The organism is Rahnella woolbedingensis (assembly GCF_003602095.1).
Classification (GTDB): Bacteria; Pseudomonadota; Gammaproteobacteria; order Enterobacterales; family Enterobacteriaceae; genus Rahnella; species Rahnella woolbedingensis.
In genome coordinates, this window is record NZ_RAHH01000037.1 from 1 (window position 1) to 16,528 (window position 16,528).

Annotated in this window: 16 protein-coding genes; all 16 read left to right on the forward strand. The window is 47.9% G+C overall.

From position 1 onward, the window contains the following. Positions 1-174 precede the first annotated feature (174 nt). The 16 genes from D6C13_RS25695 to D6C13_RS22595 all read left to right on the forward strand — a co-directional run bounded on the left by D6C13_RS25695 (position 175) and on the right by D6C13_RS22595 (position 16,512). A complete protein-coding gene (locus D6C13_RS25695; RefSeq protein WP_167458065.1) occupies positions 175-336 on the forward strand; it encodes a hypothetical protein in 162 nt (53 codons plus the stop codon). 535 nt (positions 337-871) lie between these two features. Then, entirely contained in the window at positions 872-1,360 is a 489-nt protein-coding gene (gene tssB, locus D6C13_RS22525) for a type VI secretion system contractile sheath small subunit (RefSeq protein WP_120134906.1), read from the forward strand. Beyond that, on the forward strand, positions 1,357-2,838 hold the full coding sequence (gene tssC / locus D6C13_RS22530) for a type VI secretion system contractile sheath large subunit (protein ID WP_120134907.1): 1,482 nt from the start codon (positions 1,357-1,359) through the stop codon (positions 2,836-2,838). The genes tssB and tssC overlap by 4 nt, the downstream gene beginning before the upstream one ends. Positions 2,839-2,869: 31 nt before the next feature. Next, positions 2,870-3,352, forward strand: a complete 483-nt coding sequence (locus D6C13_RS22535; RefSeq protein WP_120134908.1) for a hypothetical protein — start codon at positions 2,870-2,872, stop codon at positions 3,350-3,352. Positions 3,353-3,412: 60 nt separating this feature from the next. Then, the gene (locus D6C13_RS22540; protein WP_120134909.1) at positions 3,413-3,829 is read left to right on the forward strand and encodes a GPW/gp25 family protein; all 417 of its coding nucleotides are present in this window, start codon (positions 3,413-3,415) and stop codon (positions 3,827-3,829) included. Next, complete coding sequence (tssF, locus tag D6C13_RS22545) at positions 3,822-5,618, forward strand: type VI secretion system baseplate subunit TssF (protein WP_120134910.1); 1,797 nt, start codon at positions 3,822-3,824, stop codon at positions 5,616-5,618. The genes D6C13_RS22540 and tssF overlap by 8 nt, the downstream gene beginning before the upstream one ends. Further along, positions 5,609-6,562, forward strand: coding sequence for a type VI secretion system baseplate subunit TssG (tssG, locus tag D6C13_RS22550; protein ID WP_120134911.1), 954 nt, complete (start codon positions 5,609-5,611; stop codon positions 6,560-6,562). Before tssF ends, tssG begins: the two co-directional genes overlap by 10 nt. 2 nt (positions 6,563-6,564) lie before the next feature. Continuing rightward, a complete protein-coding gene (locus tag D6C13_RS22555; protein ID WP_120134912.1) occupies positions 6,565-8,511 on the forward strand; it encodes a type VI secretion system Vgr family protein in 1,947 nt (648 codons plus the stop codon). Positions 8,512-8,520: 9 nt separating this feature from the next. Further along, a complete protein-coding gene (locus D6C13_RS22560; protein ID WP_120134913.1) occupies positions 8,521-8,997 on the forward strand; it encodes a DUF6931 family protein in 477 nt (158 codons plus the stop codon). Further along, complete coding sequence (locus D6C13_RS22565; protein ID WP_120134914.1) at positions 8,997-9,296, forward strand: PAAR domain-containing protein; 300 nt, start codon at positions 8,997-8,999, stop codon at positions 9,294-9,296. Before D6C13_RS22560 ends, D6C13_RS22565 begins: the two co-directional genes overlap by 1 nt. A 4-nt stretch (positions 9,297-9,300) precedes the next feature. Next, positions 9,301-10,374 carry a type VI secretion system protein TssA gene (tssA, locus tag D6C13_RS22570; protein WP_120134915.1) on the forward strand — a complete coding sequence of 358 codons (1,074 nt, stop codon included), beginning with the start codon at positions 9,301-9,303 and terminating at the stop codon, positions 10,372-10,374. After that, positions 10,371-11,081: a type VI secretion lipoprotein TssJ gene (locus D6C13_RS22575; protein WP_120134916.1), complete on the forward strand. Its 711-nt coding sequence runs from the start codon at positions 10,371-10,373 to the stop codon at positions 11,079-11,081. Before tssA ends, D6C13_RS22575 begins: the two co-directional genes overlap by 4 nt. A 1-nt stretch (position 11,082) precedes the next feature. Then, entirely contained in the window at positions 11,083-12,459 is a 1,377-nt protein-coding gene (gene tssK / locus D6C13_RS22580; protein ID WP_120134917.1) for a type VI secretion system baseplate subunit TssK, read from the forward strand. Then, complete coding sequence (locus tag D6C13_RS22585) at positions 12,456-13,076, forward strand: DotU family type IV/VI secretion system protein (protein WP_120134918.1); 621 nt, start codon at positions 12,456-12,458, stop codon at positions 13,074-13,076. Before tssK ends, D6C13_RS22585 begins: the two co-directional genes overlap by 4 nt. A gap of 6 nt (positions 13,077-13,082) precedes the next feature. Beyond that, entirely contained in the window at positions 13,083-16,145 is a 3,063-nt protein-coding gene (locus D6C13_RS22590; protein ID WP_120134919.1) for a type VI secretion protein IcmF/TssM N-terminal domain-containing protein, read from the forward strand. Next, positions 16,096-16,512 carry a hypothetical protein gene (locus tag D6C13_RS22595; protein WP_147408196.1) on the forward strand — a complete coding sequence of 139 codons (417 nt, stop codon included), beginning with the start codon at positions 16,096-16,098 and terminating at the stop codon, positions 16,510-16,512. Before D6C13_RS22590 ends, D6C13_RS22595 begins: the two co-directional genes overlap by 50 nt. Positions 16,513-16,528: the final 16 nt, after the last annotated feature.

Here is a 16,528-nt window from a genome sequence, read left to right on the forward strand (position 1 = left end):
TCTTTCTGACATTGTCAGACATAAAGGTGACATTTTAACTTTGGAACTGAGGGTGACATTTTAAACTGGGATAGACATAGCATGTGAATCCCATTTGATAATGTCACTTTTTAGCTAGTTTATAATGTCACCCAGATACGGCGCATTTTCCACCTTTCTGGAAGATCTCTTCTGATGCTGGTAACCCTGTCCAATAAAGAACTTCACCGCTTGCCGGTGATCCAGGCCGTTGTTGAAAAGCGCCTGCGTCGCCGTGATGCCGCCTCTCAGTTGGATCTCACAGAACGTCATTTTGTTGAACTAGGTACTTTGGGACGAAATTCCATTTATAAATAAAAGTCCTCGCTTCAATCAAGCTCTCAAAAGATGTGTGGAACTAAAACGGGTGTGCTTACAAACTAAGGCAATTATATATATTTAATACTGATTTATTAGCGGCAATATATTTGAGTTTATTATGTAGTTAAAAAAATGGTAAATATTATAGGTCAGGGTGTTTTTTTTGATTAATTAATGTAGTAGTATTTTTTTCAGATAGTAGGATCAGAAGCAATATAACATGAAGTGATTATCTGATTTTATGGCGCAATACATCATTTAAAATGATGTGACTTATGAATATTATTCATGGAGAAAATTGACTCTAAATTTATTAATCCAATAGATGGTATCAAGCGAAATCAACTCCCTGCATCGTCTGGCCTTACTGCAACTTGCAATAGTGACTGTTAGCTATTTACACCTCTGGATATAACCCCCTGCTATTCTGGCATTAAAACTGATATCAGAAGGTTGCCGTGCGCGAATGGCGAACTTCTATCGCTTAGCTATGGAGTAGCTGGCTTAATTTTATTTTAGTAAGAGTGAAAACATGAGCAACACACAGCATAAATTAGACAAAGCAAGGCCTCCCCGCGTGCAGATTACCTATGACATTGACATTGGCAATGCACAAACTATCAAAGAATTACCATTAGTGATGGGGGTAATGGGGGACTTTGCTGATAGTGACAACGTTCTGCGTGAGCGTAAATTCCTTAATATTGATAAAGATAATTTCGGTGAAATCATGACATCCATGAGGCCGAATTCAGAGTTTTTAGTAAAAAGTGTTTTGCCTGAACAGGTTGGTAATCTCGCCGTTTCGCTTACATTCAAAAACATGGACGACTTTTCTCCGGACAGCATTGCCCGCCAGGTTGACCCTTTGCGCAAACTCATTGAATTGCGGGAGCAGCTTTGTGATTTACGTAACCGTGCAGCGAGCAATGAGCGTTTGAAAGAACAGCTTTCCGAGTTGCTTCAACAGCAAGGACTCTATACGTCCTCCTCTGATATAACGAAGGATGATGAAGAATGAGCATCGAGCAGAGCTTAAGCGCAACAGCGCCGCAGACTTCAGGCCAGGATTATCTTGATCAGATCATTGATAACACTAAGGCTATTCGCCGTGAATCCGACCGCGGACGCATGAAAAATCAACTGAATAATTTCCTCGCAGAAGTGACCTCAGGTGCTGTCATGATATCCAGTGATCTCATTGGGAGTATTGAGCAGCGTATTTCAGCCATTGATGAATTACTTTCTGCTCAGATCAGTTTGATCATGCATGCACCTGAGTTTCAAAAGAAAGAGTCCTCCTGGCGCGGTCTGCACAAACTTGTCCAGACCAGTGTGACTGAAAATACCCAGGTCCGCCTGTTGCAATGCACTAAGCAAGATTTAATCAAAGATTTCAAATCTGCTTCAGACTTTGACCAATCAATGTTGTTTAAATGTGTTTACGAAAGTGAATATGGAACCTTTGGTGGGGTACCTTTCTCAGCCTTCGTGGGTGACTTCCAGTTTGATAACACACCGCAAGATATTGAACTGCTGGAGCAAATATCTCATGTTGCCGCCGCCGCTCACGCTCCTTTTCTGAGTGCTATCGCCCCCGGTATGTTGTCAATGAGCGCTTTTTCGGAGATGCCGCGTCCACGTGACCTGGCAAAAATGTTTGACACCACTGACTACTCTCGCTGGCGCTCCTTCCGCCAGACTGATGATAGTCGTTATATCGGTTTAACTCTTCCGCGAGTGCTGGGCCGCATGCCCTACGGCGCCAAAACCATGCCTGTCGAAACTTTCGGTTTCGAAGAGCAGGTGCGCGAAAACGACATTGGCTCGGATTATCTATGGATCAACTCCGCCTTTGAATTAGCGGGGCGAGTCGTTGATTCCTTTGAAGAGTATGGCTGGTGCGCGTCTATTCGTGGCGTCGAAGGTGGCGGACTGGTTAATGCTTTACCTGCTTACAACTACATATCGGAAAGTGGTGAACGCGTCATGCAATGTCCCACTCAGGTCGCCATCTCCGATCGCCGCGAAAAAGAGTTGTCTGATCTTGGCTTTATTCCGTTAGTTCATTGCAAGGGCACCGATTACGCCGCATTTTTTGCCGTGCAATCCGTCAATCGCCCTCGCCTCTACAACTCAGATCAGGCGAACGCGAATGCACGGCTTTCCAGCCAATTGCAATACGTTCTTGCTACATCACGTTTCGCCCATTATTTAAAATCAATTGTACGCGACAAAGTCGGCAGCTTCATGTCACGCAATGAGTGTCAGGAGTACTTGCAAAAATGGATCATGCAATACGTCGTAGCCTCTGATAATGCAGGACCAGAGACCAAGGCACGCTATCCACTTCGTGAAGCAAGCGTTGAAGTCGTTGAAGTTCCAGGATCCCCTGGAACTTTCCGGGCTATTGCCTATTTAAAACCCCACTTCCAACTGGAAGGATTAACCATGTCGTTGCGCTTAGTTGCAGATTTACCTGCTGCAACGGCTTCATAAATAACCGCCATTGCAAAAAGGAAACACCACTATGGCAAAGTTACAAGACTGTCAGTTTATTCAAATCAACATTGATGGAAAAATAGTTGATGGTTCTTCTGAAGAAAAAACATACTTGAAATGGATGGAGGGTTTTTCACCTGCAGGATTATCCACTTATGCAGGTCCTGACGGCACTTACTTTGAAAGCTGTCACGCATCTATTCTGGTCACCAAAGAAACCAGTGGTCTTTATGAGCAATATTTAAAGCGCGGCTACAAAAGAATCATTATTACCATTGTTCATCGTGGGTCTGACCATTTAGACCAGAATTATGAAATTCAGCGCACCGTTTACAATGATTGCAAAATCAACAGCCTGAATTTTGCCATGCAAGATAAGTTATTCATGCATATCTCTTTCACTTTTGAAGGCATGGTAGAACTGACCTTAAATGTACCGAATGCCACAGATGAAGCGCTGGATAAGATTGGGCCAATAAAATACGACATCCCTAAAAAAGCCCTCGTATAACGAGATCAACATAGGCAGTGCGTGAGCACTGCTTTACTCACCATAATATGAGATCTTGACATGCCTTCATTATTGCTTCGACTGAGTGATAACCATCCGCGCATTGAAAAAGATAGTTATCGGACTGAAGACAAAAGCACCTGGCTCATCGATGAGCTAAAGATGCTTTTGTCTTCACGTTCACGTTTTTCATATATAGAAAATATTCCACAGGTGAATGCTTCAATTCTAAATTATGGCATCGACGAATCTGTCTCTCAAATCAGTGAACTGGATGAGCGAAAACAGATTATTGAAATGCGGATTAAAAAATCCTTACAACGTTTCGAACCTCGGCTAACCGAAGTGAGCATTATTACCAAAACGGATAGCCCTGAGCATGTCATATTCGAAATAACTGGGCTCTGTCATCTAATGCCAGTGAAAATTGAACTGGTTTGGGATGATTGCACGGGTAGATTTTACTTTCATGGATAGATTGTTGCCGTATTACCAGAAAGAACTGGCCTTTCTAAAACAGCATGGAAAAGCTTTTGCCAGCCGTTTCCCTAAGATTGCCAGGCGCTTGGGGATGATTGACGGTGAGTCTGAAGACCCACACGTTGAAAGAATCATTGAGTCCTTCGCCCTGCTTACTTCGCGTATTCATCAACGTTTAGACGATGACATGCCCGAAGTTACAGAAGCACTGCTAACCACGCTTGCTCCGCAGTTTTTGAGAGCCATGCCTTCAACTTGTATCGTTTCAATTGCGCCAAACCATCAGACCACCGGTATGACCTGTAAAAATACCCTTGCAGCAGGAACTCAACTCTTCTCCCGACATATTGATGAAGGAGTCTGTCAGTTTCAGACTGTTTATCCGATCGAACTTTTACCCCTGACGGTAAAAAATGCCAGCCTGAATTTTGAAAAAAATGACCTTAACTGGCATCTGGACCTCAGCTTTCAAGTTTGGTCGGGTGCGGCGATGGCTGGCGGACCACTCAGGCTGTTTCTGCACGGTCCAAATAATGCAGTGAATATCCTCTATACCTTGTTGTGTTCAGCGGTGGAGACTTTGACGCTATACCACGAGGATAGGGTTTATACGCTCAACAAGGGGGCGGTAAAATCGGTGGGTTTCCAGCAGCAAGAGAGTTTGATTAAGCAGGATCCGCGCGTCCTGCCGATCCATGTACTGTTACAAGATTATTTTTTCTTCCCGCAAAAATTCCATTTTCTGGATATCCAATTACCGGATGAATTCAATGGCAAATCCAACGACACATTCCGGTTGGCGTTTGTGTTTAGCCGTTCACACCTCAATCATTCACTTGAAAAGTTGGCAGGGATTATTGATGCCGATTTTTTTCAGCTCCACTGCTCACCGGCCATTAACCTGTTCACGCAGCGTGCAGAACCCATAACGTTGACGGAAAATACAGCGGAATACCCTGTTATTCCGGACATTCGTTATCAACAACAAGTTGACGTCTGGGCTATCAACCACGTCTTCGTCCAATGCAAACAAGACAACGATATCGCCGTATATCCTGTTCACCCACTGTTTGGTATCGATCACTCGAGACTTGAAGGAAGTGCGGAAATTTACTGGCAAAGCTTTGTGCGCGAAACCCTGACATCTAAAGGGACTGACAGCAAAGCTTTTATTGCTTTTGCCAACCGGAATATGAAACCGAGCACGCCCCAGGCCGATATCATCACTATCAGCCTGACCTGCACCAATCATAACATCCCCAACCAAATGAAAAACGGGCATCCTGAAGGGGATTTTGACTCAGACTTACCTCTGGCCGGATTAAAAATCAATGCGCTAAGCCGTCCGACACGGCCAGTGCCACCCCCGGCTAAAAGTGCTTTACGCTGGCAACTGATCTCCCAATTATCCCTCAATCATATGCTGTTAAGTGGTAGTCAGGGGGTGGATGTCCTGCGTGAAACATTGATGCTGTACAACTTTCACAATCAACCCGCTATCACTCACATTATCAATATGATCCTGCAACTTGAGGTTGAGCCCATAGTTGCCAGATTGGTGGCCCATGATCCATGTTCTTTGGCACGTGGTATCGCACTGACCCTGACTTTCAGCCATGAAGCGTTGAATGAACCAGAATATTATTTGTTGTGCTGTTTTCTGGAGCAATTCCTCGGGCTGTATAGTCCGGTGAACAGCTTCACTCGCGTGACAACCCTGATTGAGCACGAAGAACATACCCGCCATGTCTGGCCGATACGTGCGGGGAAGCTCTCATGGATCTAACGCGCATCACCAGCCGTTTTAATTTTTACCAACAGCTAAGAACCTTACTTCGCAAACTCAGGCGGAGCGAAACGTCTGCGGCGGAAACACTCAACAGTAAATTAAAGCTTATCTCCTCACTGTCGATGGAAACGACGAATGGCCAAATTGTCAGTATCCGGCAGGACACGCCTGAAGCGCCACTCAGCGTAACGCTGTCGCATAATGGGCTAACGGGAGCGATGGGCGCATTACCCACGGCTTACAGCGAATGGATGATCGAACGGCACTATCGTTACGGCGACCACGGTGCAAAAGATTTTCTGGATATATTTGGTCATCGCCTCTATTGCCTCGACTATCTTGCGTGGCAAAAAAACCATCTTTATGCGTATGCCGAGTCATCCAGGCAACTACCGTTGCAGCAGGCTACGCTGGCCATCAGCGGTCTGCTGACTTCCCCCTCAATGTTGGGTGGGGAAACTTACGCACATCTGTTTGCCGCCCCCGTTCGCTCTCTCGTCAATCTTGAAGTCTGGCTGAGCCATTATTACGGAGTGCCTGCACGCATCACTCCTTTTACCGGTTGCTGGAAAAGTATTGATGCCACCGAAATCTGCCAGTTGGGTCAAAGTAAACAAACGCTGGACACTGCGCCGATGATAGGCCTGACCCGCTGGGAAGTTCAGTCACACTTTGACGTGATCTTTGGTCCTGTGGAACAGGTCATGTCTCACCACTTTATCCCCGGTGGGAAGTTCTACCAAAGTATCTGGGCACGTATACGTGAATATGTTGGTCCAGGATTGGATTTCACGATTCATCTTGATATCAGCAACCGGAGTCACGCATTGGTAGCGCTCGGTACAGGACAGTTAGGATTGAATATGTGCATTGGCTATAACGACCCGACACAGATGCATCAAATCTGCTTGCCGATGTGCACCTCATACCAAGGAAGATAAGTATGTCATACGCATTTCAAAAAGATCACTTCTTGCACTGGAACGGCTCCGTAGCCGCTGATTTGTTACTCATGTCGCTGCAAGGCAATGAGTCTGTTTCTATGCCCTACTGCTATCAATTACGTTCTTTAACCGCATTGAAAGAAAAAGAGATCACCGCGCTACACGGTAAAGCGTTTTCTTGTCAGATAGGCGACGGGTTACACAACCGTCCACAGCGCTATCTGCATGGTATCGTTACCCATATCCAGTGTAGCCGGATGTCGGATGGCAACGCCATGTGTACATTCACACTGGAACCTGCTTTTGCCTTGCTGCGTATGGGGCGGTCGATGCGGGTTTGGCAAAATATCAGCGTACCCGATTTGGTAAAAAAACTGCTGGGCGAACACCATATCAATCAGCTCGATATCCAACTGCACAAAACTTATCAAAAACGCGAGTATTGCGTGCAATATCGCGAATCGGACTTTCATTTTCTCAGCCGCCTGCTTGAAGAAGAAGGCATATATTACTTCTTTAAGCACGAGGAAAATCTGCACACAATGGTGCTTGCAGATTCTTCTGCAGCGCATCCGATGGCGAAAGACTGCAACCTGCTCTGGCACCATCAGGGCGAGAATTTGACACCCGGTAACATTGATAACTGGTCCTCTTGCTCGAGTCTGATCCCTGGTGAAGCCGCTTTCTCCGGATTTAATTCTCAACAGGCGGCGGCCGTCGCCGACCAATACACTTCAAAGTCAGAACATAATAGTCTCGATCAGGTGAGCTTCACCGATGTAACCCCCTTCGAAGATCGCACCATGCTGGCCAGCAGAGCGAAAATCACCATGGAAGCCTGGGAAGCCAACACTCTGGGCTATGAAGCAGGCATTAATGCCTACTGGTTAAGCTGTGGTGAAGTCTTCACTCTCAAAGATCATCCGACAGATAGCGATAGCTATCGCATTCAGGCTCTGTCCCTGGAGGCCAGCAATAATGTTGAAGACGGTGTCGGAGACTACCACTGTAAAGTCAAGTCGCTGCGAAACAATGTCACCTGGCATCCTGTTGCTACTCTCGCGCCTGCGAATATTGCAGGTGTATTGATAGCTCAGGTTGTCGGTCCCTCATCTGAAGAGATTCATACCGACGAGTCAGGCCGAATCAAGATTCAATTCCCGTGGGATAAAGAAAACAAAAACGATGGCACCAGCTCCTGTTGGGTACGTGTCTCTCAACCCTGGACCGGCAGCCAATTTGGTGGGCAGTTTATTCCCCGTATCGGTAGTGAAGTGTTGGTCAGTTTTATTCAGGGGAATCCCGACTTTCCGATGGTCATAGGTTCAGTTTACAACGGGAAAAATAAGCTGCCGTTCCCGCTGCCAGATGAAAAAACCGAATCCGGTTTCGCATCCCGTAGTACCAGTAATGGTGGGATGGATGAAGGCCATCGCCTGAGTTTCAACGACAAAAAAGGCGAAGAAAAGCTAACCATCAGCGCACAGAAAGACCTTCTGCTTACAGTTAATCACGACGTGACAAGTGATATTAAACACGAAGTGAAAAGCAAAATTGGTGCAAACAGGGATACCGAAATTACTAAGGGCAACGACACTCTGGTGCTCAAGCAAGGCAGCCTGTACCTGACGCTCGATAAAGGTGACCTTGAAAATAAAGTCACGGGGAATATCAGCACAAGTCTGAGCAATGGTAACTATACCCTTACTGCCTCCGGGGGGAGTGGGAAAATTAAGACGGATAAAGCCTGTGTTATTGAATCCATTCAGTCCATCGAGCTGAAAGTGGGTTCCAATAAAATATCCCTCTCACCGAGCGGTATTACCATCAGCGGTACGATGATAAAAATCGAAGGTTCGGGTACCACTGAGATAAAAGGGGCTATGACCACGTTGCAGGGAAGCGGTATGACGCAGATTAAAGGCGGCATCATCAATATCGGTTAAGGAGTCATCATGTCTGATTCAAATTATCGCCTGGATGTACCGGAGTGGCAGCGTAATGCACTTCAGCTTGCTTCCACTGAACAATGGGAAAAATCACTCACGCTCTGGGTCGAGCATGTTAAATCCCACGAACTGAGCCTTTGGCTGCTCAAACGCATTGTCGCATTACAGCACGAAGGCAGCACATCGCTACTCGGCGAGATGCAACGCTGGTACGTCGAGCCTGAAGAGAAACTGCGTTGGAAAGTTTTTTATCACGCGGAAAAACTGGGATTTGATACACCGGCGGGGGCACTTGCTCTCTCTTTGTTCTGGTCACAAGGCAGCATGAGCCCGGAAGGGCTGGAGCCTGTTTATCCCGAACCCCATCTCAGCGGACTTATGCTTCGGTGCGTATTAGTCATGCTGGCCGCGCTGGACACTGACTCTCCTGCCAGGGGAGCTGCTGGTTTGCTGACGCAGTGGTTTCATCAGGAGATCGCTTAATGGCACAGCCTGCTGCACGAGTTTCAGATATGCACGTCTGCCCTATGGTGACGCCTGGCCTGCCCCCGATCCCACACGTGGGAGGGCCAATCTTGCCACCCGGAGTCCCTACCGTGCTGATAACGGGTTTACCCGCTGCCACAGTTGGCTCAATGGCGGTTTGCATTGGTCCGCCAGACAGCATTGTCATGGGCAGTGTTAAGGTTTTAATCGGCAATAAACCGGCAGCCAGGATGGGCGATAGCTGTGCCCACGGTGGCACTATTGTCGCCGGCTGCCCTAAAGTACTTATTGGATAATAATATGCAGGAAATTCAGCTAGATATATCATCGCTGTTGATGCCCATCAGCCCGGAGCATCCGGCCGGTATCAACCTTGAATATGAACAAATTTATGACGAGATACGCGAAGCTCGTGAAAGTGACCCGGATTATTTGCCGCAGGATGAGTGGATCATTTCTGAACCACGTAAGGCCGACTGGCACAAGGTACGTACTTTGTGTGAAAACGCGCTTAAACAGCAAAGCAAAGACTTGCAGTTGGTCTGCTGGCTGACCGAGGCCCTTACTCATTTACAGGGCCTTACCGGAACCCAAAATGGCCTTCAGTTGCTCTGTGAATTCATGACGCATTTTTGGTTGCAGTGCTGGCCCGCATTGGATGATGAAGGCACGACTTATCGCTATGGAAAACTTAACCGCCTCGATCGTGATATCAGTCGGGCGCTCTATTCATCCCCGCTCCTCAGTCAACCTGAGTCGGCGCTAGCCCACTGGCGCAAGGTTTTAGCATTCGAGCATAAAATTTGTACCTGGCCAGACTCCCGTAGCGACTTAATCCTCAAAGAGGGGGATATGACTATGGAGAGTTTTGACCGACTAGCTGCGAAATTTTCTTCGATTGAAATCAGCCGACAGGCAGCCACGCTGGAAAGACTGCAGGAACGGCTCGACAGCCTTGAAGCGACATATTTCTCACTGAGTCAGGAAGAACCGCACGCTCTGTTCGACCAGACACGGCAGACGCTAAGCGATACCGCTGACTTTCTGCAACGTCTTGCTGAGCGAGCCATCCCTGACGGCAACGACATGATGAGCCTGAGTTTTGCGGGCGGCCTGACAGAAGCGACTGATAGCGGGGCTGATGATATCCCGGTAAGAAATCAGGCAATGTCGCGGGATGTGGCGATTAGTCAAATGTTGGCCATTGCTCATTTTTTTCGTCAAACCGAACCCTCTTCCCCTGTGCCTTTTTTGATGGATCGTGCCGCAAGCTGGGCAACCATGACGCTTACAGAATGGTTGGAAGAAATGCTGAGTGATAGCGGTAGCTTGCGTGAAATAAACAACGTCCTTAAAGGACAGCATAAAGAATGAAAAATCTCATCATTTCTTCAATGCTGCTCATCATGAGTATGACGCTGTACGGCTGTTCATCCGGTAAGGCTGATAATTCATCCCGGCAAGCAGCAAGGGAACAGGTGACTGCGCCGTTTGCGCCAGGAGCAATCACGCTCAATTTGACCGCAGAACCGGGCCTGAACGCATGGAATGATATCGCTAATAGCTGCACGGTACTGATCATCCAGGCTCAGAACGCCAGCACACTCAACAAACTCATGTCCAGCCCTTTACAGCTGAAAAATCTGTTTAGCGGAGCCGGTACCGAGGATGGCATCTTAAAAGTCGATCGCTATCCCGCTATGCCGGGGCAACAGACCACTCTGCATATTGACCGCAGCGAAAATACACGTCAGATAGCCATCGTCGCGGGGTACTACCCCTTCCCCAAAAAACAGCACATGGCGTTGATTGCGATCCCTGTCTCTACACGTAGTGAAGGATGGTTAACAAAAGAATGGTTTGCAGAGCTGACACCGCTGTCACTAGACATCAAGCTTGGCAGTCAAAGTATCACTCAAATTGAAGGCGCACCTTCCGAACCCGTTGTTCTGGCACAAACGGAACTTGCTGCAAATCCTGCGCAATCAACGTCCTCACAATCGCCATCAGGTTTCCCTTCAGTGCCATCCAATATCTCATCAATACAGCCCGATATCTCGTCAATGGTGAAAGAGAAATAGTATGTATTCTGAACAGCAACAGATTTATTGGTACTCAGGGCTTTACCTGCAGCCTCAACATTTTCAGTCATTGGATCTGCATCATAGCCATATGCTGGCACAGCATCGCCAACGAGCGCAGCCGTGGAATTTCGGCGTGATCCAGTGTGAGATCCACCATGAGATTCTGGTCGATTTTTCTTTAAAAATCGGCCAGTTGCGCATGATCCTGCCTTCGGGGTACTACCTTGAATTCCCAGGAAATTGTCTGATAGAAACCTATCAGTTCCGTGACACCTGGAAGCAGCGTGAAAAACCATTGACGCTGTGGTTGGCATTACGCCGTTTTGACCCAAACCACGCGAATGTCAGTAAAGATACCGGGAGTCGGTGGATCAATCATATCGACGACGAAATGATGAACGATGTCTATCACAACGGACCCGCAAGTGCCGTACCGCGCATTGCCTACAATGTCCGCATCCTAAGCGAGGAAGAGAAAGAAACGGCAGTCGATTGCGAATGCCTGCCTCTTGTGCGGCTGCGTTACGAAAATGACCGAGTGATCCTGGATCCACACTTCAGCCCCCCGGCTATTACGCTTACAGGCTCACCTTCGTTAAATAACTTGCTCAACGGCGTGTACGCAGAACTCAGCAGCCGTGCTCATAAATTTGAAGAGTACAAACGTCCTGAGCATATGTCTCAGGAGGGGAAAAACGGGGAGGATATGACGTTACTGCTGACCATGCGGTCTCTAAATCGCACGCTGCCGCTGCTCAATCACTACTGTAAGACCCCGGATATCCACCCCTGGATTATCTACGGTTTGCTGGTGCAACTGGCCGGGGATCTTTCTTCATTTAATGATATGTGCTCGTTTACCGGCGAATGGCTGGACGGGGGCGCATCGTTAATGCCTTACGATCACTATCGTTTAATTGACTGCTTTATTAGCCTGAAAAGCCATTTGATTGCCTTACTAAACGGTTTGGTACTGGAAGATAGCACCTGGATACCCCTTAAACCCGATGAGCAGGGAGTTTATCTGGGTGACCTGCACCTCATGCAAACTCAGCAGCCTGGCACCATTCTTTTGTTACTACGTTCGGAAAAACTTGATGTATGGAGAAATCACGCACCGGACAGCACCGAGTTCAAAATTGCTACGCGTGAAGCCATAACCGGTTTGATCCAACACGCATTACCGGGGATTAACGCCAGGCTGGAGAACCCTTCTCCACGCGGTGTGCCTAACCGAAAAGACTCTTTCTACTTTTCGATAAATCAACATGAAGACTTGTGGAAAAACGTCGAGAAGCAGCAAAACGTGGCTTTCTACTGGGCCGGTGCACCGGATGACCTCCAGGTACAACTGGTTCTGATGGTGCCTTCATGATGCGACTTATCGATTGTTACTTGCCGGTATTCAAATTGGTAGCAGACTTCACGCACCATCAAGAAGATTTTGAAAATTATGATGATTTTCGCCAAAAATGTATCGTTTGTCTGCAACAGGCCAGGCACGAGGCTGAACATAAAGACATCAGTGACTACGAAAGGGAAATGGCGTTTCTTGCCACAGTCGTCTGGCTGGATGAAACCATTCTGTGCTCGACAAAACAATACCGGCAGCGCTGGCGGCTTGACCTGCTGCAACGCAGTTATTTTCAGACTTCCGTCGGCGGAGAACTTTTTTTTACTCATTTGAATGAGTTGAAAGAAGAGCATCAGCAGGCACGACAAGTGTTTCTTTTCTGCCTTCAAAGCGGGTTTCACGGAAAGTACAGCACACAACAGGATCGCCCTGCATTAGCTCAACTTATTGAGCAACAGCGTCGGCTCTGTTTGCCTGAAAACTGGCAAACATGGCCAAACAATGCCGAGATAACACCGGTTTACATAACAAAGCGTTTACTCAATGTATCGGTAAAAAGTCGATTCTGTCTGGCTTTGTTCGGTATTGCTTCACTCTACGGCTCACTACTATTTCTTCAGGCCTTCTATTTTTTATAAGACATTATGCTAAAAAAATTATTCGTTTTTTCAGGATGGCTGCTGCTTCTCTGCCTGGTGCTGATGTTTTCATTGACCATTGGGCTGTCTCTGGGCTGGGGCACGATCACTATTTTTGGTGTCTGGCTTGGGATCCTTGTGACGGCTGTCTTGCTGCGAACCCTATTATTATGGTTAACGGGATTTGTTAAAGAGAAGAATATTAAGCGTTTTTTCCAGAAATTTCGCCTTTCCCGTCATGAATATGTGCTGTTTGAACACTGGAAATCCGGAGCGGCAATAGTGAAGCGCCTTAAGCGCAACCGACCGGCAATCCCCTGGTACATTTTACTGGGCGATCGCTGTGGCAAAACGTCATTATTGGCAGGATCGGATCTGCCGATGTATTCAAACAATGTCGATGACCGGGATGTCGTGCCGACACAAACACTACGTTGGTGGTTCTTCCGTAATGTGTGCATCCTTGATGTCTCCAGTCATTTCCTCAACGGTAAAGCTATTTATCACCGGGCATGGGGTAAGTTGGTGGGTTGGATCGCGCGGACACCCGCCCCTTCAGGCATTGTCATTGCCATTTCCGTTGCTGACTTCCTGAATGAAGATTTCAGTATGCTGCATGATAAAGCGCGCAAAATTCGCGTGCAGCTTGAACCGCTCACGCGCAAGCTTAAACGCCGGCTTCCCCTTTATCTGATAGTCACACAGTGCGATCAGTTTCCGACATTTAGTCTGTGGCGACAGCAACTATCAGCGGATCAGCAGCAGCAGGCACTCGGCTATTACTGGCAAACCCCACCCGACGTCGATGGCAAAGATGCCTCCACATTATTGCCGTTATTTGCAGCACTGAAAAACGGACTGGATCTGTCGCGCATCAGCATGGGCGGTACTCCCATAGCAAATCATCCTGCCCTGCTGGAGTTTCCGGAGTCCTTTGCTTGCCTGCAAAATTCACTTCGGGTGTTTTTGGCATCACTTTGTGAACCCAACGCTTATTTCACGCCAGTAACACTCGGCGGAGTGTGGTTCACTGCCAGTGAAAAACTAGAAACAAACAAAAGCCGTCGCACCTCTTACTTTATTCATGATTTACTCACGCATCATCTGCCGGTATTCAGCACCTCGCGTGAAGTCGTGTGGCATCGCAATAATAGAGTGCAAGCCACTCTGGGCTACATGTTGCTGGTGGGGTGTGTATTGGGATTGGGTTACAGTGCGATAAAAAATGCGGCAGTGATGCAGCGTGACATTACACGCCTGCGTCCGGCGCAATTAGCACAATTGCTGGTAAGCAATGAAAGTCTTAGTCACACCCCGCTGACTTATTTGCCTTTTTCTCCAATATCTGACCGTCAACACCAGCAGGTTGAGCGGAAACTGGTGGCTGAACTTCCTCCTCGCCAGGTAACCGCAAGCCTTGTACTCACTGAGTTTCAAAACCAGTTCAATGTTGCCTCTGCACAAATGCAGCGTCAGATGATACTCGACCTTGCACAAACTATTCTCACCCATCAAAGCATGCGCGATGGTGCGACGCTCAAAGCGTTAAGTCAGCGGCCTGTGACACCGGCAGAGCTACGTTTGACCGCTAGCGCGCCAGCCGCTGCGCCACTCGTACAACTGACACTGGACCGTTACGTAGCTCAGCAACCCGCAGGAAAGGACCAGTTAATCGCCTTGCGGCAACTCCTCATCTCACTCATAAGGGGTAACTCTAATTTGAGCTGGCTGGTCGCGCCCGCTGATTCGCTGCCGCCATTGCAAAGCAGCGATTACTGGCCCCAGTCTGCTGAGACAACATCTCTTTCGGGTATTTGGACGCATCAAGGCGAAGTTCAGCTCAACGCATGGGTGACTCTTATCAACCAGGCGTTAGCCAGCCCGGAACCAGAACCGACACTGCAACATTTTATGCAAACGTTGCCGGTTCAGCGGCAGGATGCCTGGCATCAGTTTTTGCTAAGTTTGACTCCGTCACTGCAAACCGTCATCCCCCGGACTCTGACTCAGAGTCAGCTTATTTCACTGAGTATTGGGCAAAGCCCGTCCATGAAATTTGCTCAACTTATTCTCTCTGAACTGGACAATATTACGACAGATGATGCGCAGCCATGGCTAAAGGAACTCAGGAAAATTAACGAAATGCGCGTGTTATCCACGGCAAGCCCGACCCTGCAGAAAGTAAAATACGCGGATAATAAACTGCGAAGCATGCTTGGCAGATGGCTACCGGTTGCAAACGCACAAATCCCCAGCCAGGCCTATAGCCTGCACACTGATATATGGCGTAAATGGCAGACTGCACGTAACCAGTCAGCCAATAAAGCGCTGAATCAGGCAACGCTGAGCCCGGAATTAACGGCTGGGTTATTTACGCCGGTACCCGAAGCCAAAACCAGTAATCCGCTGGTGACGCTGTTCACCAGTTACGACCAACTGCGCAGAATCTCCGATCCCCAGGAGCAACAACCTGGCATAGATGCCGTGTGGTCACTGTACCAAAGTGATGCCAATACCCTGCTGGCTCATGCTTTGGCCCGCTCTGGCTGCTGGCTGAATACTGAGTGGCAAAGCAAAGTCATGTGGCCAATGCGCAAGAATGCTGCTACGCAGGATTATGATACCCAGCAAGCGCTCACCTGGCAGTATCTGGCCGATTTCATGCGTGGTCCGGCCAAGGGGCTATTAATAGTTAACGATCAGGGGCCACAAGCCGGTGAATTCCACGGCCAGTCATTACCGCTTACTCCCCAATTCTTAAGTATTGCCAGAAACATTCTGAACCCAGAAGACGTGATGGATATTCCCGTCCGTCAGAATGTTCAGGATGAGGATCGGCTTGCCACGGTCAATGACGAAATTGAAAAAACTTACCAAGAAGCAAAAAACACTTTCAGATCAGCCATATACAGTCAGTGTCATCAGCCAACCGGCAACGGTTCCGGAAGGTGCTCGTCTGATCCCGACAGGGGTACGTTTGTCGCTGGTCTGTCAGAGTGGCACTACCGTACTCGACAGTATGAACTTTGCCGAGACACAAACTTTCCTCTGGCACCCTGGCCAATGTAAGAGCGTAAAGCTGGAAGTGAAGTTTCCTGGTTTTAATGCCAGTTACAGTTATGAAGGAGCCAGTGCATGGCCTGACTTCCTCGATGCATTTTCACACTCGGAAGCCCTGCTAGATGTTCAGGATTTTGAAGAAAACGCAGACCTTCTTGAGCAACTCAATATTAAACACGTACTGGTGCGCTTTCAGATTAATGCTCCACGGTCCCTTCAGGAAGCCTGGCTTACATGGCAGAAGCAGAATGATCAGCTGGATCAACTCAGTGAGCGGCAACAATCGCTGACTGAACAGAGTCACAGCCAGCGGCCTGAATCTGCGTTGCGCGGAAAACTCGCCACACTGCCTGAAAATCCTGCGGAATGTCTTTAATTAACTGAAAGAGCAA

What these genes read in the sequence shown, in the direction of transcription:
- D6C13_RS22590 (WP_120134919.1), top strand. Translation starts at nt 13,083, where the DNA reads ATGCTAAAAAAATTATTCGTTTTTTCAGGATGGCTGCTGCTTCTCTGC.
- D6C13_RS22560 (WP_120134913.1), top strand. Translation starts at nt 8,521, where the DNA reads ATGTCTGATTCAAATTATCGCCTGGATGTACCGGAGTGGCAGCGTAAT.
- D6C13_RS22540 (WP_120134909.1), top strand. Translation starts at nt 3,413, where the DNA reads ATGCCTTCATTATTGCTTCGACTGAGTGATAACCATCCGCGCATTGAA.
- tssK (WP_120134917.1), top strand. Translation starts at nt 11,083, where the DNA reads ATGTATTCTGAACAGCAACAGATTTATTGGTACTCAGGGCTTTACCTG.
- tssC (WP_120134907.1), top strand. Translation starts at nt 1,357, where the DNA reads ATGAGCATCGAGCAGAGCTTAAGCGCAACAGCGCCGCAGACTTCAGGC.
- D6C13_RS22565 (WP_120134914.1), top strand. Translation starts at nt 8,997, where the DNA reads ATGGCACAGCCTGCTGCACGAGTTTCAGATATGCACGTCTGCCCTATG.
- tssF (WP_120134910.1), top strand. Translation starts at nt 3,822, where the DNA reads ATGGATAGATTGTTGCCGTATTACCAGAAAGAACTGGCCTTTCTAAAA.
- tssA (WP_120134915.1), top strand. Translation starts at nt 9,301, where the DNA reads ATGCAGGAAATTCAGCTAGATATATCATCGCTGTTGATGCCCATCAGC.
- D6C13_RS22555 (WP_120134912.1), top strand. Translation starts at nt 6,565, where the DNA reads ATGTCATACGCATTTCAAAAAGATCACTTCTTGCACTGGAACGGCTCC.
- D6C13_RS22595 (WP_147408196.1), top strand. Translation starts at nt 16,096, where the DNA reads ATGAACTTTGCCGAGACACAAACTTTCCTCTGGCACCCTGGCCAATGT.
- tssG (WP_120134911.1), top strand. Translation starts at nt 5,609, where the DNA reads ATGGATCTAACGCGCATCACCAGCCGTTTTAATTTTTACCAACAGCTA.
- D6C13_RS25695 (WP_167458065.1), top strand. Translation starts at nt 175, where the DNA reads ATGCTGGTAACCCTGTCCAATAAAGAACTTCACCGCTTGCCGGTGATC.
- D6C13_RS22575 (WP_120134916.1), top strand. Translation starts at nt 10,371, where the DNA reads ATGAAAAATCTCATCATTTCTTCAATGCTGCTCATCATGAGTATGACG.
- tssB (WP_120134906.1), top strand. Translation starts at nt 872, where the DNA reads ATGAGCAACACACAGCATAAATTAGACAAAGCAAGGCCTCCCCGCGTG.
- D6C13_RS22535 (WP_120134908.1), top strand. Translation starts at nt 2,870, where the DNA reads ATGGCAAAGTTACAAGACTGTCAGTTTATTCAAATCAACATTGATGGA.
- D6C13_RS22585 (WP_120134918.1), top strand. Translation starts at nt 12,456, where the DNA reads ATGATGCGACTTATCGATTGTTACTTGCCGGTATTCAAATTGGTAGCA.